This window comes from Halosimplex amylolyticum (assembly GCF_051414035.1).
GTDB lineage: Archaea > Halobacteriota > Halobacteria > Halobacteriales > Haloarculaceae > Halosimplex > Halosimplex amylolyticum.
In genome coordinates this window covers 398382-416398 of the sequence record NZ_JBLKNW010000001.1, presented here as the reverse complement: position 1 = coordinate 416398, position 18017 = coordinate 398382, and the positions used below count along the sequence as shown (strand labels likewise).

Genomic DNA, 18017 nt, shown 5'->3' with positions numbered 1-18017 from the left:
TGCGACAGCAGGCCCGCCGTTTTCGGCGCCCGCGGACGACTGCCGATCCGGCATGTCTCTCCCAGCATCAGCCCCCGGAGTCGACCGACTGAACGACGAGTGGCGCGACCCCACCGCGGCGACCGGGATCTGCGACTAGTGCGCGGACGTTCTCCGGGCGGGCGCCGAACGCCGGCCACGTGCGAACGGGCGAACCAGCGACCGGCGAGCGGTCCCGTTTCCCGTCGCCGGACCGCGCGGCCACCGCGACAGGTGGCAGGATAGATGACGCCAGAAGACACCGCCACGAGCACGACGGGGATCGAAGCACGACTGGAGCGGGTAGGCCGCTACTCCCGGTTCGTCAAGGCGGGCCTCGGTGTGATCGTCGCCGCGTTCGTCCTCGCCGTCACCGTCGTGTTGCCGGCGAATCTCGACTCGGCCGCGAGCGCAGTCGACGCGATCCTCCTGCCCGTGATCTTCGTCGGGATGGGACTGCTGTTGTTCGGTATCGGGATGCACCTCCACCTCATGCACCTGAACCTGGTGAGACAGCTACGGAAGGGCCAGGGCTCGACCTCGGACTCGGAGTCCGGCGGCGACGGCTGAAGCCCGTGAAGGGACTCCGGACTACCGGGCGTCAGCGCGGCTGGGGCTCGCGGGTCACCGGTCGTGAACGGTGGGCGGTGCGAGCGTGACGAGCGCCCCGGCGCGACCGGAACCGGCGCCGCACGTGACCGAGGACAGCGACGGCCCGGCTCGCGGGCGACGGGGGCGGGACTGGACGCAGGGATTTTGACGAGGGGGCGTCTATCGGGGGTCGATGAGTGGTTCACAGCCGGCGCCGGAGTTCGAACTCCCCAACGTCGGACCCGGACCGGACCCGTGCTCGCTGACGGCGCTGGCCGACGAGGAGTCGTTCGTCGTCCTCCTCTTCCAGGACGACCACGACTGCGCGGAGTGTCGGTCCCAGGCGAAACGCGCCGGCGAGCGGTACTCTGCGCTGCGCGCTCGCGACACCGTGGCCGTCTCCGTGCTCCCCGAACCGCGTGACCGCGCCGAGGCGTGGCAGGACCGGTTCGAGTTGCCCCACCCCCTCCTGGTCGACCCGGGCGCCAGCGCCGGCGACGACTACGGCCAGCCCGAGCGGCTGACCTTCCTCGGCGAGTGGATCCCGATATTCGGCCGCCTGCCGGCGGTCGCCATCGTCGACGCGCGCGGGCCCGACCCCGAAGTCGCGTGGACCTACCGCGGCCGGTCCACGTGGGACCACCCCTCGATGGCGACCGTCCTCGACGCCCTCGACGACCTCCGGGAGTGAGCGAACGACCGATGGTTCGCGACACCGACAGATGACCCGCGACGTGACCGTCCGACCGGCGGCGCCCGACGACCTGGCGAGCGTGCTCGGCGCTCTCGACGCCGGCGCTCTCGAAACGGACGCAGAGCGGGTGCGCGCGAGCATCGACCGGGGCGACGCGTTCGTCGCGGTGCGCGAAGGGGGCGGTAACGCCGAGGGTAACGACGCCGAAGGCGTTGACGCCAGTGGCGTCGATTCCGCGGACGAGCGCGTCGTCCTCGGCGCGCTGGTCCTCGACGGCGACGAGATCGCGGCCGTGGCCGTTCGTCGACGACGCCGCGGTCAGGGGATCGGGACGGCGCTGGTCGCGGCCGCCGCCGCTCGCCGCGACCGACTCGTCGCCGAGTTCGACGCGGGCGTGCGACCGTTCTACGAGGGGTTGGGGTTCGCAGTGACGCCCGTCGACGCGAGCGAGCGGTTCCGCGCCGAGCTGGACTGTTCCGGCGACTGACAGCAGGCGCCCGGGGCGCGGCGGACCGAGAGGCGAGCGTTCATGACCCTCGGGCGGAAACCGACTGTCGATGAACCACCCGCTCGCTGCGCCGGAGTTCCTGCTCGCGAACGTCGGGCCAGGGCCGGACCCGTGCTCGCTGGCGGCGCTCGACGACGCCGAGTTCGTCGTGCTCGTCTTCCTCCGGGACTTCCACTGCGACTGGTGTCGCAAGCAGGTGCACACCCTGACCGACCGCTACGAGGACTTCCGGGCCCGGAACGCCGACGTCGCCGCGGTCCTCCCCGAACCCGCCGAGCGCGCCAGCCGGTGGGTCGACAGGTACGACCCGCCGTTCCCGCTGCTGGCCGACCCCGACCGCACAGTGGCCGACGCGTACGACCAGCCCACGCAGCTCGGTGGCCTCGGGGCCGCGAACGACTTCCTCGGACGGCTCCCCGCGACGTTCGTCCTCGACGCGCGCAGCGAGGAACCGCGGTTCGCCTGGGCGAACAGGGGCGACTCGCCGCGGGATCGGCCCGACGTCGACGAAGTGTGTGCGAAACTCGACGCGCTCGTCGGCTGACCGGGAACGCGTGAAAACACCGGCAGGAGAACGGTTTTACAGAGAGGTCGGAAACGTGATCCACTGGCCAACAGGGACCGCATCGACCTCCGATGCGTCCCGGTGAGTTCGATCTTCGCTCCGAATCCGTCGCTCGTGTCGTCACAATTCGACGGAGACGTGTCCCCGCTCCGTGACTAAATCTATATAGCCAGTACGAGGGATCGACGTACCGAACGATGTCTAACTCGAAATACGATCACCTCGTTGCGGAGATGAAAGGCGGGATCGAGTGGCGTGATCTCGGCGACCAAGGGATGTCGCGTGACCCGAGTCGCGACGTCGCGATCACCGGCGTCACCTGTCACGTCGTGAGCGGAAACTTCCCGTGGAACATCGTGACGGTGGAGACGGACGCTGGCGTCACTGGCGTCGGGGAAGCGTTCACCGGCCCTGTCCGCGAGCACGTCGAGTACCTCGAACCCGGCCTCGTCGGCGAGAATCCCTACGACGTCGAGCGCCTCACCGAACACATGACGCAGCTTCTCTCCGGGCTCGCCGGCGGTACCGGATTCTCGCAGGCGGCAGTCTCTGGCATCGAGACCGCGCTCTGGGACGCCGTCGGAAAGCTCGTCGACCTCCCCGTCTATCAGCTCCTCGGCGGGAAATACCGCGACGAGATCCGCATCTACTGTGACAGTCACGCCGGCGCCCACCTCGACGAGGGGTCCGAGAAGTCGTTCGAGGCGTACGAACCCGAAGCGTATGCGGACGCAGCCGAGGCGGTCGTGGACGACGGCTTCGATGCGCTCAAGTTCGACCTCGACGTCGCCGCTGGCGACGCGGACACCGCGACCCGCCGGCTCTCGAACGCCGCCGTCCAGCACAAAGTCGACGTCGTCGAGGCGGTCCGCGAACGCATCGGGACCGACCCGCTGCTCGCGTTCGACCTCCACTGGAACTTCACCGTGGAGACCGCGCTTCGCGTCGCGCGCGAACTCGAACCGTTCGACGTCGCGTGGCTCGAAGACCCCGTCCCGCCGGAGAACGCAGACTCCCACCGGCGCGTCACCCAGGCCACGTCGACGCCAATCCTCGCCGGTGAGAACATCACGCGCGTCGAAGGCTTCGTGCCCTTCCTCGCCGAAGGAGCCCTCGACGTCGCCGCGCCCGACATCCAGAAGTGTGGTGGGCTCTCGGAGTTCCGTCGTATCGCCGCGCTCGCCGACGCCTTCGACGTTCCGATGGCGCCACACAACGTCGCCAGCCCCGTCGGCACAGTCGCGAGTGTGCACGCCTGCGCGACCGTGCCGAACGCGTTCGTCCTCGAGTGGCACGCGCGCGACGTCGACTGGTGGGACGACCTCTACGTCGGCGACCCGCTCATCGAGGACGGTCGTATCCAGGTCCCCGAGGGCCCTGGTCTGGGCCTGGAACTCGACCTCGACGAACTCAACGACCGCCTCGCGCCCGGCCAGGACCCGGTCGACCTCTAAACGGCCTTCTAACGAGGCCAAGACGTCGAAAATTCCCGACCCGAGCGGCCCGACTCACACGAGCGGCTCGACCAGGTCGCGGCCGGCTGCCAGCAGTTCGTCGACCCGCTCCTGGGAGCCGGCTTCGGCGTAGACGCGCAGTTTCGGCTCGGTACCGCTGGGGCGCAGCAGGAGCCAGGTGCCGTCGGCGAGGAACACCTTGAACCCGTCAACGGTGGAGACGTCGTCGACGGCGACCCCGGCGAGTTCGTCGGGGAGGGCGTCTTCGAGGTCGGCGAGGACGGGCTCTTTGCGGTCCTCGGGGCAGTCGACGCTGACGCGGTCCTGGACGATCCCCCCGTGGCGCTCGAGGAGACCGTCGACGCGCTCGTCGTACCCCTCGGCGTTCGCGATGGCCGCCGCGAGGAGCGCGAACGCGACGCCGTCCTTGTTCCTGACGTGCGCCGTGAGCCCGAATCCGCCGCTCTCCTCGCCGCCCACGACGGTGTTGTGGTCACCCATGGCCTCGGCGACCCACTTGAAGCCGACCGCGGTCTCGTGGACGGCCTGGTCGTGGTCCTCGGCGACGCGGTCGACGATGCTGCTCGTCGAGACGGTCCGCACCACGTCGCCGCTCGTCGTCTGGTCGGTCGACCACAGGTCCTCGTCGCCGAGGAGGGCCTCGTAGGTCGCGGCGAAGAAGAGATTGGGATCGAGCGCGCCGCGGTCGGGCGTGACGACGGTGATGCGGTCGGCGTCGCCGTCGTTGGCGACGCCCAGGTCCGCGCCGCCGTCGGCGACGCGGTCGGCGAGCGTTTCGAGGCGTTCGGCGGCGGGCTCGGGGGACTCCCCCCCGAACTCGGGGTCGCGATCGCAGCGCAGTCGCTCGACGTCGGCGCCCGCGCGTTCGAGGAGCGCGTCGGTGACGCCGCGGCCGCTCCCGTGCATCGCGTCGTAGACGACCGAAAAGTCCGAGAGGTCGGCGTCGACTGCGTCGAGGACGTGTTCGGTGTAGGGCGCCACGAGATCGGTCTCCTCGATGGTGCCCCACTCGGCTTCGGCGAGTGGGTCGGGTTCGGCGAGGCGCTCGGCGAGCGCGTCCGTCACCTCGGGGAGCGCGGGCGCGCCGCCGTCCGGGATGAACTTCACGCCGTTGTACTCCGGCGGGTTGTGCGAGGCGGTCACCATGAGGCCGCCGGCGAGGTCGCGCTCCCGGACGGTCCACGCGACGACCGGCGTCGGGAGGTCACGGCCGGGAACGAGCACGTCGAAGCCGTTGGCGGCGAGGACGCGGGAGAGTTCCTCGGCGAACCCACGCGAACTCTCGCGGGCGTCGTAGCCGACCGCAACGGTCCCGGGCCCTCCGTCCGCGTCGGTCCCGGTCGCTTCGTCCGCGTCGCCTCCGGCCTCCTCGTGCAGGTACGTCGCGACTGCCTGGCCGACCATGCGGACGCGCGGCGCGGTGAAGGTGTCGAGCGTCGCCCGCCAGCCGTCGGTGCCGAAGTCGATGGCGTCGGCGTCTGCGGTCATGCCAGAAGGCACCGGTGCCGACCGGAAAAAGGTGTGTGCGTGGCGTGCTATCACGACGGGGAATCGGACGGCGACCGGGCACGCTCCGGCGGTCAGCGCGCGTCGTCGGCCAGAATCGACGCGGGCAAATCGAGCGTCGCTGGCACGCCCCCTTCGTCGAAGAGCCGTTCCTTGGCGGCGCGCGAGCGCTGTTTGATCGCGTACTCGCGGGACATCGCGGCCGACTGCGAGTCGAACTCCTCGACGTGAACGAGTCGGACGGGCGTCCGTCCGCGGGTGTACTTGGCGCCCTCGCCGGCGTCGTGTTCGCGGACGCGGCGCTCGACGTCGGTGGTGTAGCCGGTGTAAAACGTGTCGTCACAGCACCGAAGGACGTACACGAAGTGCTCGGAGTCCGGGGTCCGCAGGTCGGTCATGGGGCTGTGCGGGGACTACGCTTCGAGTGCGCGCTCTCTCGCGACCTCGGCGATGCCCGCGTTCGCCGAGCAACTGGGGCAAGCGTGGACCGCCCCGCCCTCGTCGGCGAAGACGCGTGCGAACTGGTCGGAGACGTGCGCGCCGCAGTGGTTACAGGTTGGCATTGGTTTCTGCCGGCTGTCAACCGGTACCAGGTCGTTGGCGTGCCCCGGATATAACGGGTGTACCAACGTGGTTTGGTGTCGTCGGTGTAACCGGCCGCTGGCCCCCAGCGCGGGCGCTCTGCGGTCACCGGTCGGCCCTCGCCTCGTCGATCCGGCGGGCGATCAGGCCGGCCTGCGCGCCGGCGGTGAAGCCGGCGTCGACGTTGACGACCGAGAGCGCGGTGCAGGACTGGAGCATCCCCGACAGGGCCGCCTCGCCCTCGCCGGCGTGGCCGTACCCCGTCGAGACCGGGAGTCCGATTATCGGGACGTCCACGAGGCCGGCGAGGACGGTCGGGAGCGCCCCCTCGCGGCCCGCGGCGACGACGAGCACGTCCTGGTCGCGGAGGGTTTCGAGTGAATCCACCACGCGCGCGAGCGACGCGACGCCCACGTCGTCGACGCGCTCGACGGTCGCGCCCATCTCCCGTGCGACGGCGGCCGCTTCGCCGGCGGGAACGGCGTCCGAGGTCCCCGCGGTCACCACGCCGACCGCCGCGTCGAGGTCCGGTCGGTCAAAGTCGGGCGTCGTCGCCACGACGACGCCCGACCGATCGTCGACGTCCACGGCGGTCGCCGGGTGGTCAGCGTCGAGCACGTCGCGGACCGCCTCGGCGACGGTCTCGTCCGCCCGCGTCACGATGGCCCGCCCGGTCGTCTCGACCGACGTCGAGGCCAGCGCCGCGACCTCCGCCGGCGTTTTGCCCGTCGCCAGCACCGCTTCGGGGACGCCGCTCCGGTTGGTGCGGGCCGCGTCGAACCGCCCCGCCTCGCCCGTGGCGTACCCCGCGAGCTCCGCCTCGGCTGCGGCGGGCGACAGCTCGCCCGCCGCGACCGCTTCGAGTAGTTCGCGCATATCCCCCCTCTGTGTTCGACCCACTTGACCGTCCCCCTCCGGCCCGGTCTCGACCGTGGGCGCGCGCCCGGCCGCTCACTCCGCGGTGAGCGCGCGCGAGCGGTCCCACGGGGCCGTTGCGCCCCGATCCGGGCCGATCCACCCCTCGACATCCCACAAGATACTTAAACACGCGTCGTTCCCGCGGTCCGACATGCCGGGAGCGACGCTCAGACCCCCGACAAAGCCGGCGAGACTGCGTATAATTGGGAAAGTTTATAAACCATCCATTTGTTCAGACACCTTGTATGGCAGACCTCATTGTCAAGAACTCGGTCAAGGAAGCGCTCGAAGAGATGAACGTCTCCCGCGACTTTTACGATGCCCTCGACGAGGAAGTCGAAGAGCTCCTCGAGCGAGCGCAGCGACGTGCCGAAGCGAACGACCGCAAGACGGTCCAGCCGCGCGACCTGTAAGGTCGACTCACTGTAGATTTTTTGGGGGGGACGTCGTCACGGTTCGAACACGGTGACGTCAGTCTCCGTCCCCACGTGTACCTCGTCGGCGTAGTCCACGAACAGTCCGTGCTCCACGACGCCCGGCAGTGCCGATAGATCCGCCGCCAGTCCCGCCGGGTCGGGCATCGCGCCGAAGTCACAGTCGAGGATCAGGTTCCCGTTGTCGGAGACCACGGGGCCGCTCTTGCGGTCGGCCCGCCGGAGTTCAGGCTGGCCTCCGAGACGTCGGACGGCGTCGGCGACGGTCGTCCGGGCGTCGGGTAACACCTCGACCGGAACCGGATAGTCCAGAACGTCGACCTCCTTGGTGGGGTCGGCCACCACCAGAAATCGATCGGCCGCGGTGTCGACGATCTTCTCGCGTGCGTGTGAACCGCCCCCACCTTTGACGAGATCGGCGCCGGCGAACTGGTCGGCGCCGTCGATGGCCACGTCGACGTCGGCCTCGTCCAGCGTCGTCAACGGGATCCCGACGTCGATGGCGATCTCGCGGGCCTGGAAGGAGGTCGGGACGCCCTCGACGTCCAGCCCCCCGTCGACTTCCCGACCGAGGGCGCGGATGGCGTGCGCCGCCGTGCTCCCGCTGCCCAGTCCGACGACCGTGCCGTCCCGTACTTCCGCTGCCGCGCTCTCGCCCGCGCGGCGCTTGGCTTCCTCGCGCTCGCTCTGGTTCATGCCCGAGTCAAGACCGCCCCCCGGGAAAACGCTACTGGCAACGCCCGCCGGCGCGACACCGCGTCGGCCGGTCAACGGCGCGCTGGGCCGGGACACGCTGTAGGGGCCGAACCGACAGGCGCGAAGTGGCGCGAACCGAGAGGGACGGGCTGAACGGCGACCGAACGGACCGCGGATCGGAAATCGCCGCGCACGACCCGTTCCCCGATCGTGGTCCGCTCTCCGATGCGGATCGGGTAGGCGGCCCCTACTTCGGCGGGTCAGCCGGTCCAGCCGCCGCGGACGTCGTCCGTGATGCGGTCGCGCCACGTCTCGAACTTCGCTTCGCAGTCCGGGCTCTCCGCCGTGTGATCGACGAACCCGGCACCGGGCGAGGCGAGTTTCGCGCCGCAGAACGGACACCGCTCCGGATCGTTCCAGGACTCTGTCGTTGCCATATCGGAAACGCCGCCGTCGAATTACGTAAAGGTTCCCGGTAAATACCTAAGGCACACACAGTGTTGATTATACACCCTATTACATAACGTGCCGAAGGAAGTTTACTCGAACCCGAGTTGATCATCCGTGCGAATCCCTCACAACAGTGCGAATGAGCGACTCATGACGTCGAACGTACGACCTTATATTCTCAAGTCCTAATAATAGGAAGGCTTAAACGGGCCGAAGAAGTGTAGGTCAACAATGGCAACCCAGCAGTACGCGACCGTCGGGGACTACACGTGCCCCGACTGCGACGGCGAGATAGACTTCGAACACCAGTCCTGGCAGTGCGGCGACTGCGGGTACGTCCCGCGACACGGCGCCGACTGAGCCGGAGCGGAGGCGGCGTTCCGGTCCGGTGTCCGTCCGCAGTCGGGCGACCGTGCCCGACGCGGACGGCCGAGTTTTTTGGTCCAGTCCTTCGAGGGTCAGGTATGTTCGGAACCAGCGGTATCCGGGGACCCGTCGGCGAAGACGTGACCGCCGCGCTCGCGCTCTCGGTGGGGCGAGCGGTCGGCGTCGACGCCGACCGCGTCGTCCTCGGCCGGGACGCCCGCGAGAGCGGACGCCTGCTCGTCGACGCCCTGGCGGCGGGGCTCCGGGAATCGGGGACCGACGTGGTCGACCTCGGGTTCGCGGCCACGCCGACGGTGGCCCGGAGCGTCTCCCCGGAGGGGGCCGACGCCGGCGTCGTCGTCACCGCGTCGCACAACCCCGCGCCCGACAACGGCATCAAGCTCTGGCAGCCCTCCGGCCAGGCGTACGACGGGCCGCTCCGCGACGAGATCGAGGAGCGTGTCCGAGCGGGAACGACCGACCTCCAGGCGTGGGACGGGCTCGGCGACCGCGAGCGTCGCGACGGCGACGACCGCCACGTCGACGCGCTTGTCGACGCGGTCGACGTTCCCGAACCGCTCTCGGTCGTCGTCGACCTGGGCAACGGAGCCGGCGGCGTCACCGTCGACGCCCTCCAGCGCCTCGGCTGCGGGGTCGAGACGCTCAACGCCCAGCCCGACGGGTCGTTCCCGGGTCGCCCCAGCGAGCCGACGGAAGCGAACTGCGAGTCGCTCGCGTCGCTGGTCGCCGCGAGCGACGCGGACCTCGGGATCGCCCACGACGGCGACGCCGACCGGATGCGTGCGGTCGCCGGCGACGGAACCTACCTCTCCGGCGACGTGACGCTCGCCATCCTCGCCCGCGAGGCCGCGAGCGAGGGCGAGAGCGTCGCGGCCCCGGTCGATACCAGCCTCGCCGTCGACGACCACCTCGCGGACGACGGCGTGACCGTCGAACGCACCAGGGTGGGCGACGTGTACGTCGCCGAGCGGGCCAGCGAAGCCGGCGTCGCCTTCGGCGGCGAACCCAGCGGCGCCTGGATCTGGCCGTCGGAGACGCTCTGTCCCGACGGGCCGCTCGCGGCCTGCAAGCTCGCTGCCCTGGCGGCCGAGCGCCCGCTCGCCGACCGCCTCGCGGACGTGGAGACCTACCCCATCCGGCGCGACTCGGTCGAGACCGACGAGAAGGCGGCGGTGATGGATCGCGTGAGCGAGCGCGTCCTCGCGGAGTACGACGACGTGACCACGCTCGACGGCGTCCGCGTCGACCTCGGCGACGCCTGGTTCCTCCTGCGAGCCAGCGGCACCCAGCCGATCGTCCGCATCACCGCCGAGGCCCGCGACGAGAGCCGCGCAGAGGAGGTCTTCGCCGAGGCGCGTGACCTGCTGGTCGCCGCGGTCGACGAGTGAAGCGCTGTCGCTCCGTCGGACGTGCGATAACAGACCTCCCAGAGAGCCGCACCAGGAGCGGTCGCTGGGCGGTGAGCAAACAGGAGAAGCGTCCTGACAGCGTCCCGGGCGCGTCCCCCGACTCCGCCAGACCGCCTCCCCCCGAGGATTTCGCGACGATACAGGACCCTAACCGCGACGGGTCGAGCGCGCCTCGCGAACGTCGGCCCCGTCGCGGATCTTGTCCTCGCACTGAGGACAGACGCGCGGCGACTCGACCCCGTTCGGCGTAAAAACCCGTGCGTAGTCTGCCGTAACGAAGGAACCGCAGTTCTGGCATTCCGGCATACGTTACATCCCTTCGAGTACTGAACCTTAATGGTTGGTGATTTGGTAGTAGCGCGCACACCCCGTCGATACCCGGTCTGACCGGGTGAGACGGCGAATCGACCGCCACCGGTCACCGTCGGACTGTGCGGTCCGACAGGACGCGGGCCCAGATCGAGTGGACGCGACCGCTCGTAGCGACGCGTGCTCGACTGGACGAGGGGCGCCGACCGACCGAGAGCGGTACGATTATATCCGAGTGACGGTTGCACTCGGACAACCGGAACGCGCGTTCCTCGGGGTCGATTTCATGGACAGGGATTCGCTCGCGCTCACGCGACCGCTGGTCGCCCGCCTCTGCGTGCTCGTCCTCGTCGCGGCACTGCTGGTGCCCTCCGGCGTCTCGGCGCTCACGCACGAACCGATCGAGCTACAGCAAGGGGCGATCGACGAGCCCGCGAACGGTACCACCGTCATCGCAGTCCAGGGGTTCAAGGGCCGCGGCCAGAACAGTTCGAAAAAGCCCGCCCGCCTCGTCGCGGTCGGCCCCGAGGGCGACCTGGAGTGGCACTACGAACCCCAGAGCGACGTGACGTGGTTCTACGACGTGGACCCGCTGGAGGACGGGACCCTCCTCGTCGTCGGCGCCCGCCGCGGCGGCACGACCGTCTTCAAGTACGACCCCGCCAGCGGCGAGCGCGTCTGGACCGAGCGCCTCGACACCCACGACACCCACGACGTCGACCTGATCAACGGCGACGAACTGCTCGTCGCGGACATGCGCAACTACAACGCGACGAGCGAGCGCAACGAGGACCGCCTGTTCGTCTACAACCGCACCACCGGCGAGGTGGTCTGGGAGTACCAGTTCGAGCGCCGGTACGACCGCGACGACGGCGGCCAGTACGCCGGCGACGGCAACGACTGGACCCACGTCAACGACGTCGACAAGATCGGCGAGGGTCGCTACCTCGCCTCCCCGCGAAACATGGACGAGGTCGTCGTCGTCAACCGGTCGACCAAGGAGGTGGAACTCTCGCTGGGGGCTCCGGGCAACCACAGCGTCATGTACGAACAGCACAACCCGCAGTACGTCGAAAGCGAGGACGGCACGCCCACGGTCCTCGTCGCCGACAGCGAGAACGACCGCGTCGTCGAGTACGAACTGACCGGGCGCGAGAACGGCTCGGCCTCCTGGGAGCGGACCTGGAATCTCGGCGTCGACGGCAACCTCAACTGGCCGCGCGACGCCGACCGCCTCCCGGACGGCAACACGCTCGTCACCGACTCGCTCAACCACCGCGTGATGGAGGTCACGCCCGAGGGCGAGGTCGTCTGGGAGTACTACGCCCCGTGGGGCACCTACGAGGCCGAACGCGTCAACCTCGGGGACGAACCCGGCGGCCCGACCATCAGCGACCAGGGAGCGACGGGATCGTACGGCCTCAACGGCAGCGCCGCGCTGACCCCCGGCTCGACCGACCGGGCGACCTTCGCCGACTGGGTCTCCGGCGCGTTCGCCGGAACCCCCCTCTCCGAGCAGGCCGACTGGTTCGCCGAGCGCTGGTCGCACATCGCCCCGTGGATCCGCCCGGTGTGGATGGATCCCTGGGCGTTCGTCGCCGCACTCGGCGCCGTCCTGTTGACCGTCGGCTGGGCCGGCGGCGAAGCCGTCTATCACCGCCGCTGGATCCGCGACCGCCTCCGCGCCGGCTACCACCGCCTCCGCGCCGTGAACGACGGGACAGCCTCCACCGACTCCGACGACTGACGGCGCTGCCGCTGCCGGTTTTTGTCTGGGTCTCGACCGTGGATAGAGACGCCGGTCTCAGAAGTCGGCGGTGACCGAGCCGTCCGCTGAGAGGTCGACGACGCCGTCGAACCGCGAGCGGAAGTCTTCGAGTTCGGCCTCGTCGTGGACGCCCTTCGCCAGGTGGAACAGGCCGACCGCGTCGTGTTCGTCGAGCAACTCCAGGATGGCGTCGACCGCCTCGCCCGCCCGCTCGGCGTCGGAATAGTAGATCATCTCGGTGACCGAATCGAGGCTGACGCGCCGTTTGCCCTCCGTCGATTCGAGGAACACGCGCGTCTCGTCGACGATGCCCTCCAGGTCGTCCGGCGCGGAGACGTACTTGACGTTCTCGGACTGCCGGCGGGTGTAGCCGCGCTCGACCGACAGCGCGTCGAGGATGGTCGCCCGTTCCTCGTCGACCTCGTAGTGTTCGAGCTTCTGGCGCACTTCCCGCGCCGTCGTCCGCGTCGAGATGACCAGCATGTGGTCGGTATCAGTACTCAGAAAGTCCGTGTCGATCCGGTCTGTCTCGCCCGTGCTCGGGTGCACGAGGAGGATCCCGGTCCCGCCGGGAACCGTGTCCGGCGCGTTCTCGATAGCGAGACGGTAATCCATGTCCAGTTGAGAGGCTGGTATCGCCTTAAGCCTGCGGGACCGGATCCCATCTTTTTCGCTCGGGGGTCGCCTGCGGCGACCCCCGAGCCAAAAACATGGGTGAAAAAGGCCGGTCGCTCCCTGTGGTCGCGACCGGTGTCCGCAAGAGTGAGCACCGCGAACGACTGCGGGCTCGTCAGAGCTTTGCTCTGACGGTGAACCGCCTCGCTTCGCTCGGCGGATGCTTGATGTCACTGCTTGGCTGTCTAAGCATTCGCGCGAACGGAGTGAGCGCGATTCACCGAACCCGAGCGAAGCGAGGATTCCGGCCTTCCTCGTGAGCGAAGCGAACGAGGGCTCGTCAGAGCTTTGCTCTGACGGTGTTTTCACCCATGTTTTTGGCGGAGGGGTGGCCGCGTCCCCCCCCCCCCCCCCCCCCCCCCCTCCGCCAAAAACATGGTCTAAAACACGCTGTCGGCGGTCGCGGCGCCGACGACGCTGAAGATGGCGCCGACGCTGACGGCGCGGGCGGTGATCTGCGCGCGTTCGAACGTGGTAGCGTTCTCGACGAAGGTGCTCGGAGCGGTCAGCGTGAGCGCGAGGACGGCGACCGAACCGTATGCGACCAGCATGAGCGAGACGAAGCGGAGGGGGACGCCGGCGACCTCGGCCTCGCGGTCGGGGTCGCGGTCGTCGTCGGCTTCGTAGAGGGCGCCGTAGCCGATGGCGAACACGATGGCGACCGTGATGGCCGCGTGCCACCAGGACATGCTCTCCGCCAGCGTCCACACCTCCTCGGTGACGACGAACGGCCCGGCGAGGAGGAACCCGCCGACCACCTGCTGGGCCGTGTCGGCGAGTTTGTACCGCGGCGGCCGTCCCATGACTCCGCGATTTCGGCGCACCGGCAAAACGCTGACGTTCCGACCGGTGGGGCGTGCGGCGAACCGTCACGGACACAGAACCGTTTTCATCGCGCCCGTCCACGCCTCGAACATGAGCGTCAGCGAGGAGTTCGACGAGTGGGCCCGGGACGGCCGCGACGAGGGCATGGAGGAGCGCCACTGGCACACCGCCAAACACGCGCTCTCGCGGATGCCAGTCGAGAAGGGTGACACCGTGCTCGACCTGGGGTGTGGGAGCGGGTACGCCGGGCGCGCGCTGCGCGAGACCAGCGACGCCGCTCGCAGCTACGGCCTCGACGCGTCGCCGCAGATGGCCCGTAACGCCCGGTCGTACACCGACGACTCGCGGTCTGGCTTTCTGAACGGCGACTTCGAACACCTCCCGTTCGCCGACGATAGCGTCGACCACTGCTGGTCGATGGAGGCGTTCTTCTACGCGCAGGATCCCGACGTGGTGCTGGAGGAGTTACTCCGGGTGCTCCGGCCGGGCGGCACGTTCTACTGCGCCGTGAACTACTGGGAGGAGAGCGTCCACACGCACCGGTGGGACGAGCTGGTCGACGTCCCGATGATCCGCTGGACGGAGCGCGAGTACCGCGAGCGGTTCCGCGCGGCGGGCTTTCACGTCGCCGGCCAGGACCGCATCCCCGACACCGAGACGGAAATCCCGCCGGCGAGCGAGTTCCCGATCGAGGGGTTCGAGACGCGCGAGGCGATGGTCGAGCGCTACCGCGAGCACGGGACACTCCTGACGGTCGGCGTCGTCCCGTGAGTCCCGGGAGGCCACGAGAACAGCGGTGAGCGCGCTCGCGCGACGCGAGTCCGTGCCAAACGTTTTGTAGGCCTCGCACGCACGCAGTGGTATGGCATTGACGCGCCGCCAGCAGGTGCTGGGGGCCCTCTTCGTCGGGATCGGTCTCCTGACGCTGGGGATCCTGTCCCGGGTGCTGGGGACGGTCTTCTTCGCCATCACGGTCGCCTACGTGCTCTACCCGGTCCGGCGGGCGCTCGTCCGCCGTGGCCTCCACCGACGCCTCGCCGCGGCGGGCGCGACTGCCGTCGGGTTCCTGTTCGTCGTGCTGGTACTCACACCGATCGTCTACGCCGTCTACATCCGACAGTCCCTCCTGTTCAGCTTCTTCCGTTCGATCCCCAGCGAACAACCGATCACGGCCTTCGGGATGACCTACGTGATCGACGTGAGCGCGCTGATCACCCGGGCGCGTAACGCGATACTCGAACTCGCCGTCGACACGGCCAGCGCGGCCCCCGTTCTCGCGCTGAAGGGATTCCTGTTCGTCTTCCTGGTCTACGGCCTCCTCTTGCGGCCGACGAGCGTCCGCCGCGCGATGTTGCGCCTCGTCCCCGGCGAGTACCACGACGTGGTCCTCTCGTTGCACCGCTGCGTCCGGGACACGCTCTACGCGCTGTACGTCCTCCAGGCGGCGACGGCCTTCGGGACCTTCCTCGTCGCCTACGCCGTCTTCTGGCTGCTGGGCTACGAGGCGGCGTTCACGCTCGCCTTCTTCTCGGGACTCCTGCAGTTCATCCCCGTCATCGGCCCGAGCCTGCTGATCGTCGCCGTCGCGACCGGGCAGGCGCTGGCGGGCGAGGTGACGGCGGCGCTCGTCGTCGCCATCGCCGGGCTCGTCCTGATAGGGTTCCTCCCCGACGCGCTCATCCGCCCACGCCTCGCCTCGGTCACGACCGGGATGTCCGCCAGCCTCTACTTCGTCGGGTTCACCGGCGGGACCCTGAGTCTGGGGGTCGTCGGCGTCATCGCCGGCCCGCTCATCGTGGCGCTCCTCGTCGAAGTCGTCGAGATCATCACCGAGGAGCGCACGACCGTCCAGCAGACCTTCGACGAGGCCGCCGCGGATCCCGACGCCCCGCCCGGGTCCGTCGGCGAATCGTCTCCGTCCGCGGGTAGCGACTCGACGGCCGATCTGAACGCCGACTCCGCGTCCGGTCCCACTCGCGGCCCCGATCCCGCTCCCGACGCCCCGCCGGACGAGGGGTGACGGACGGCCGCTCGCTCACTCGCCGGTTTCCAGTTCGCGACCGGCCGCCTTCCACTCCGTGAGACTCCCCTCGTAGAACGCCAGATCTGGGTAGCCGAGGTGTCTGAGGACGGTGTACGTGTGGCTGATGCGCCGCGCGGTGTTACAGTACAGGAGCACTCGCCGGTCGGGGGTGATCCCTCGCTCGTCGAGGACCGCCTCGATCGCCTCCCGCGGGCGGAGCCCCCGCGTCTCGTCGTCGACGAGTTCGCGCCAGTCCAGCCGGACTGCGCCGGGGATGTGCCCCTCGTCGAACTCCCACTCCTCGCGCGTGTCGACGACGACGGTGTCGTCGTCCGCGGTGGCCGCGGCGACCTCCTCGACGTCGACCAGCGGCGTCTCCGCGGGCGGGTCGACCGCGTAGTCCGAGGGCTCGAACGCGACGACCTCGCTCGTCGTCTCGTGGTCGAGGCGCCACGCGGAGAAGTCGCCGTCGAGCAGGTGCAGGCGGTCGGGCGGGTGGCCGTAGAGCTCGGCGGTCACGAGAAACCGGGCCGCGAACACGCCGTGGGTGTCGTCGTAGGCGACGATCCGGTCGTCGGGCGTGATCCCCGCGTCGCGCATCAGGTCGGCGAACACGTCGGCACCGGGGAGCATCCCCTGGTCGCCGTCCGTCCCGTCTTCTCCCCCCGCGCGGTCGTCTGGTTCGTCGCCCGATTCGCCGTCGCCGGATTCGCCGCCGCTCGCCTCGTCTTCCGCTGCGTGCGCGTCGGCGCGGAACGAGTCGAACGGGACGTTGACCGCGCCGGGGACGTGGCCGATGCCGTCGAACTCCCAGGCGTCGCGCACGTCGACGACCCGGACCTCGTCGAGTCGGTCCGCCACCCACTCGGCCGAGACCACGATATCACTCATATCCCCGTGTCGGGCGAGGGGGCGCTTGAAGATGTCTGTCCGGACCGGTCGGAGGTAGTGGCAAGTTTGTCCGCATGAATCGATCGCCGTCTCCGATAAAAACCCCGTCGGCCTGCCCTCCCGATACCCCCGTCGGCACCCGGCGGCCGGGCTGACCGCCCGCTCGCGAGCGCAATAGAGAGACCGTGAGAACGATAGACACGGCGACTGGCGGCAACATTCTCCGCTATGGTCGTCAAGGGGCGGGCCATGCCGAAAGTCGTAGGTGTATATAGTTGGTAGACTTACGGTTCTATGAATCATGAGCGACTACGCCAAAGACGTACTCGTCACCGCGGACTGGGTGGAAGAGCACCTGGACGAGTTCCAGAGCGACGATTCGGACTACCGACTGGTCGAGGTCGACGTGGACACCGAACTGTACGACGAGAGCCACGCGCCGGGCGCGATCGGCTGGAACTGGGAGACGGACCTCCAGGACCAGGTCGAGCGCGACATCCTCGACAAGGAGGACTTCGAGACCCTGCTGGGTTCGGCGGGCATCAGCGAGGACACGACGGTCGTCCTCTACGGTGACAACGCCAACTGGTTCGCGGCCTACACCTACTGGCAGTTCAAGTACTACGGCCACGACGACGTGCGCCTGCTCGACGGCGGCCGCGACTACTGGGTCGAGAACGACTACCCGCTCACCGACGAGGTGCCCGAGTTCTCGGAGGTCGAGTACGACGCGTCCGGTCCGCGCGAGTCCATCCGCGCTTACCGCGAGGACGTCGAGAACGCGGTCGAGCGCGGCCTGCCGCTGGTCGACGTTCGCTCGCCCGAGGAGTTCTCCGGCGAGGTCCTGGCGCCGCCGGGCCTCCAGGAGACCGCCCAGCGCGGCGGTCACATCCCGGGTGCCAGCAACATCTCGTGGGCGGCCGTCACCAACGACGACGGCACCTTCAAGACCGCCGACGAGATCCGCGACCTCTACGCCGAGGAAGGCATCGACGGCGACAGCACGACTGTCGCCTACTGCCGCATCGGCGAGCGCTCCTCCGTCGCGTGGTTCGCCCTGCACGAGCTGCTGGGCTACGACGACGCCATCAACTACGACGGTTCCTGGACCGAGTGGGGTAACCTCGTGGGCGCCCCGATCGAGAAGGGTGAGGCGCAGGACTGAGCGGAGCGAAGGACTGCGCCTCAAATCGGAGCGGCGAGCGACTGCGAGCCGCGGAGAAGGGCAACTGAGGTCGCTCACACCACCGGAATTTTTCGACGCGACACCGACCAGCCTCGGCGCCGCCAGCG

Annotated in this window: 22 protein-coding genes; 12 read left to right on the top strand and 10 right to left on the bottom strand. The window is 69.3% G+C overall.

The window, feature by feature from the left end:
* Positions 1-264 precede the first annotated feature (264 nt).
* From ACMGFE_RS01930 to ACMGFE_RS01910, 5 genes are all read left to right on the top strand, one after another.
* Positions 265-588: a hypothetical protein gene (locus ACMGFE_RS01930; protein WP_436923331.1), complete on the top strand. Its 324-nt coding sequence runs from the start codon at positions 265-267 to the stop codon at positions 586-588.
* A gap of 214 nt (positions 589-802) precedes the next feature.
* A complete protein-coding gene (locus tag ACMGFE_RS01925; RefSeq protein ID WP_436923329.1) occupies positions 803-1300 on the top strand; it encodes a redoxin domain-containing protein in 498 nt (165 codons plus the stop codon).
* Between the two features lie 31 nt (positions 1301-1331).
* Positions 1332-1790, top strand: coding sequence for a GNAT family N-acetyltransferase (locus tag ACMGFE_RS01920; RefSeq protein ID WP_436923328.1), 459 nt, complete (start codon positions 1332-1334; stop codon positions 1788-1790).
* Positions 1791-1860: 70 nt separating this feature from the next.
* Entirely contained in the window at positions 1861-2355 is a 495-nt protein-coding gene (locus ACMGFE_RS01915) for a peroxiredoxin family protein (RefSeq protein ID WP_436923327.1), read from the top strand.
* Between the two features lie 218 nt (positions 2356-2573).
* Positions 2574-3830 (top strand): mandelate racemase/muconate lactonizing enzyme family protein, encoded by a 1257-nt coding sequence (locus tag ACMGFE_RS01910; RefSeq protein ID WP_436923325.1) that lies wholly within the window; start codon positions 2574-2576, stop codon positions 3828-3830.
* A 54-nt stretch (positions 3831-3884) separates the two neighbouring features.
* On the opposite strand, the gene ACMGFE_RS01905 is transcribed toward ACMGFE_RS01910, so the two are convergent.
* From ACMGFE_RS01905 to larB, 4 genes are all read right to left on the bottom strand, one after another.
* The gene (locus tag ACMGFE_RS01905; RefSeq protein WP_436923324.1) at positions 3885-5339 is read right to left on the bottom strand and encodes a phosphohexomutase domain-containing protein; all 1455 of its coding nucleotides are present in this window, start codon (positions 5337-5339) and stop codon (positions 3885-3887) included.
* Positions 5340-5431: 92 nt separating this feature from the next.
* A complete protein-coding gene (locus ACMGFE_RS01900) occupies positions 5432-5755 on the bottom strand; it encodes a GIY-YIG nuclease family protein (RefSeq protein WP_436923322.1) in 324 nt (107 codons plus the stop codon).
* Between the two features lie 15 nt (positions 5756-5770).
* Positions 5771-5920 carry a DUF7563 family protein gene (locus ACMGFE_RS01895; RefSeq protein WP_274325719.1) on the bottom strand — a complete coding sequence of 50 codons (150 nt, stop codon included), beginning with the start codon at positions 5918-5920 and terminating at the stop codon, positions 5771-5773.
* Between the two features lie 124 nt (positions 5921-6044).
* On the bottom strand, positions 6045-6815 hold the full coding sequence (gene larB / locus ACMGFE_RS01890; RefSeq protein WP_436923320.1) for a nickel pincer cofactor biosynthesis protein LarB: 771 nt from the start codon (positions 6813-6815) through the stop codon (positions 6045-6047).
* A gap of 287 nt (positions 6816-7102) precedes the next feature.
* On the opposite strand from larB, the gene ACMGFE_RS01885 reads away from it, so the two are divergent.
* Positions 7103-7270 carry a DUF1931 family protein gene (locus ACMGFE_RS01885; RefSeq protein WP_415378562.1) on the top strand — a complete coding sequence of 56 codons (168 nt, stop codon included), beginning with the start codon at positions 7103-7105 and terminating at the stop codon, positions 7268-7270.
* Positions 7271-7306: 36 nt separating this feature from the next.
* On the opposite strand, the gene rpiA is transcribed toward ACMGFE_RS01885, so the two are convergent.
* Positions 7307-7987, bottom strand: a complete 681-nt coding sequence (gene rpiA, locus ACMGFE_RS01880; RefSeq protein ID WP_436923318.1) for a ribose-5-phosphate isomerase RpiA — start codon at positions 7985-7987, stop codon at positions 7307-7309.
* Between the two features lie 260 nt (positions 7988-8247).
* The gene (locus tag ACMGFE_RS01875) at positions 8248-8424 is read right to left on the bottom strand and encodes a DUF7501 family protein (RefSeq protein WP_436923316.1); all 177 of its coding nucleotides are present in this window, start codon (positions 8422-8424) and stop codon (positions 8248-8250) included.
* A gap of 244 nt (positions 8425-8668) precedes the next feature.
* Between ACMGFE_RS01875 and ACMGFE_RS01870 the strand changes: the two genes are divergently transcribed.
* Complete coding sequence (locus ACMGFE_RS01870) at positions 8669-8797, top strand: hypothetical protein (protein ID WP_436923315.1); 129 nt, start codon at positions 8669-8671, stop codon at positions 8795-8797.
* A gap of 104 nt (positions 8798-8901) precedes the next feature.
* Complete coding sequence (glmM, locus tag ACMGFE_RS01865) at positions 8902-10212, top strand: phosphoglucosamine mutase (RefSeq protein ID WP_436923313.1); 1311 nt, start codon at positions 8902-8904, stop codon at positions 10210-10212.
* A gap of 168 nt (positions 10213-10380) precedes the next feature.
* Here the strand turns inward: glmM and ACMGFE_RS01860 are convergent, their stop codons facing one another.
* Positions 10381-10539: a DUF7563 family protein gene (locus ACMGFE_RS01860; RefSeq protein WP_006883194.1), complete on the bottom strand. Its 159-nt coding sequence runs from the start codon at positions 10537-10539 to the stop codon at positions 10381-10383.
* A gap of 289 nt (positions 10540-10828) precedes the next feature.
* Between ACMGFE_RS01860 and ACMGFE_RS01855 the strand changes: the two genes are divergently transcribed.
* Complete coding sequence (locus ACMGFE_RS01855) at positions 10829-12289, top strand: aryl-sulfate sulfotransferase (RefSeq protein ID WP_436923311.1); 1461 nt, start codon at positions 10829-10831, stop codon at positions 12287-12289.
* Positions 12290-12346: 57 nt separating this feature from the next.
* Here the strand turns inward: ACMGFE_RS01855 and ACMGFE_RS01850 are convergent, their stop codons facing one another.
* Positions 12347-12925, bottom strand: coding sequence for a DUF7090 family protein (locus ACMGFE_RS01850; RefSeq protein WP_436923310.1), 579 nt, complete (start codon positions 12923-12925; stop codon positions 12347-12349).
* 440 nt (positions 12926-13365) lie between these two features.
* Entirely contained in the window at positions 13366-13788 is a 423-nt protein-coding gene (locus tag ACMGFE_RS01845) for a DUF2391 family protein (RefSeq protein WP_436923308.1), read from the bottom strand.
* Between the two features lie 112 nt (positions 13789-13900).
* Here ACMGFE_RS01845 and ACMGFE_RS01840 point away from each other — a divergent pair, with 112 nt between their 5' ends.
* Complete coding sequence (locus ACMGFE_RS01840; protein ID WP_436923306.1) at positions 13901-14581, top strand: class I SAM-dependent methyltransferase; 681 nt, start codon at positions 13901-13903, stop codon at positions 14579-14581.
* A gap of 91 nt (positions 14582-14672) precedes the next feature.
* A complete protein-coding gene (locus ACMGFE_RS01835; protein ID WP_436923305.1) occupies positions 14673-15830 on the top strand; it encodes an AI-2E family transporter in 1158 nt (385 codons plus the stop codon).
* 15 nt (positions 15831-15845) lie between these two features.
* Here the strand turns inward: ACMGFE_RS01835 and ACMGFE_RS01830 are convergent, their stop codons facing one another.
* The gene (locus tag ACMGFE_RS01830; protein WP_436923303.1) at positions 15846-16724 is read right to left on the bottom strand and encodes a sulfurtransferase; all 879 of its coding nucleotides are present in this window, start codon (positions 16722-16724) and stop codon (positions 15846-15848) included.
* A gap of 301 nt (positions 16725-17025) precedes the next feature.
* On the opposite strand from ACMGFE_RS01830, the gene ACMGFE_RS01825 reads away from it, so the two are divergent.
* A complete protein-coding gene (locus tag ACMGFE_RS01825) occupies positions 17026-17889 on the top strand; it encodes a sulfurtransferase (protein ID WP_436923302.1) in 864 nt (287 codons plus the stop codon).
* Positions 17890-18017: the final 128 nt, after the last annotated feature.

Bases quoted from the DNA above. Each gene is read 5' to 3' on its own strand.
- ACMGFE_RS01905 (WP_436923324.1), bottom strand. From the start codon at position 5,339: ATGACCGCAGACGCCGACGCCATCGACTTCGGCACCGACGGCTGGCGG.
- ACMGFE_RS01915 (WP_436923327.1), top strand. From the start codon at position 1,861: ATGAACCACCCGCTCGCTGCGCCGGAGTTCCTGCTCGCGAACGTCGGG.
- ACMGFE_RS01840 (WP_436923306.1), top strand. From the start codon at position 13,901: ATGAGCGTCAGCGAGGAGTTCGACGAGTGGGCCCGGGACGGCCGCGAC.
- ACMGFE_RS01900 (WP_436923322.1), bottom strand. From the start codon at position 5,755: ATGACCGACCTGCGGACCCCGGACTCCGAGCACTTCGTGTACGTCCTT.
- ACMGFE_RS01850 (WP_436923310.1), bottom strand. From the start codon at position 12,925: ATGGATTACCGTCTCGCTATCGAGAACGCGCCGGACACGGTTCCCGGC.
- ACMGFE_RS01870 (WP_436923315.1), top strand. From the start codon at position 8,669: ATGGCAACCCAGCAGTACGCGACCGTCGGGGACTACACGTGCCCCGAC.
- larB (WP_436923320.1), bottom strand. From the start codon at position 6,815: ATGCGCGAACTACTCGAAGCGGTCGCGGCGGGCGAGCTGTCGCCCGCC.
- ACMGFE_RS01855 (WP_436923311.1), top strand. From the start codon at position 10,829: ATGGACAGGGATTCGCTCGCGCTCACGCGACCGCTGGTCGCCCGCCTC.
- ACMGFE_RS01920 (WP_436923328.1), top strand. From the start codon at position 1,332: ATGACCCGCGACGTGACCGTCCGACCGGCGGCGCCCGACGACCTGGCG.
- ACMGFE_RS01885 (WP_415378562.1), top strand. From the start codon at position 7,103: ATGGCAGACCTCATTGTCAAGAACTCGGTCAAGGAAGCGCTCGAAGAG.
- ACMGFE_RS01860 (WP_006883194.1), bottom strand. From the start codon at position 10,539: ATGCCGGAATGCCAGAACTGCGGTTCCTTCGTTACGGCAGACTACGCA.
- ACMGFE_RS01830 (WP_436923303.1), bottom strand. From the start codon at position 16,724: ATGAGTGATATCGTGGTCTCGGCCGAGTGGGTGGCGGACCGACTCGAC.
- ACMGFE_RS01925 (WP_436923329.1), top strand. From the start codon at position 803: ATGAGTGGTTCACAGCCGGCGCCGGAGTTCGAACTCCCCAACGTCGGA.
- ACMGFE_RS01875 (WP_436923316.1), bottom strand. From the start codon at position 8,424: ATGGCAACGACAGAGTCCTGGAACGATCCGGAGCGGTGTCCGTTCTGC.
- ACMGFE_RS01910 (WP_436923325.1), top strand. From the start codon at position 2,574: ATGTCTAACTCGAAATACGATCACCTCGTTGCGGAGATGAAAGGCGGG.
- ACMGFE_RS01895 (WP_274325719.1), bottom strand. From the start codon at position 5,920: ATGCCAACCTGTAACCACTGCGGCGCGCACGTCTCCGACCAGTTCGCA.
- ACMGFE_RS01835 (WP_436923305.1), top strand. From the start codon at position 14,673: ATGGCATTGACGCGCCGCCAGCAGGTGCTGGGGGCCCTCTTCGTCGGG.
- ACMGFE_RS01845 (WP_436923308.1), bottom strand. From the start codon at position 13,788: ATGGGACGGCCGCCGCGGTACAAACTCGCCGACACGGCCCAGCAGGTG.
- ACMGFE_RS01825 (WP_436923302.1), top strand. From the start codon at position 17,026: ATGAGCGACTACGCCAAAGACGTACTCGTCACCGCGGACTGGGTGGAA.
- glmM (WP_436923313.1), top strand. From the start codon at position 8,902: ATGTTCGGAACCAGCGGTATCCGGGGACCCGTCGGCGAAGACGTGACC.
- ACMGFE_RS01930 (WP_436923331.1), top strand. From the start codon at position 265: ATGACGCCAGAAGACACCGCCACGAGCACGACGGGGATCGAAGCACGA.
- rpiA (WP_436923318.1), bottom strand. From the start codon at position 7,987: ATGAACCAGAGCGAGCGCGAGGAAGCCAAGCGCCGCGCGGGCGAGAGC.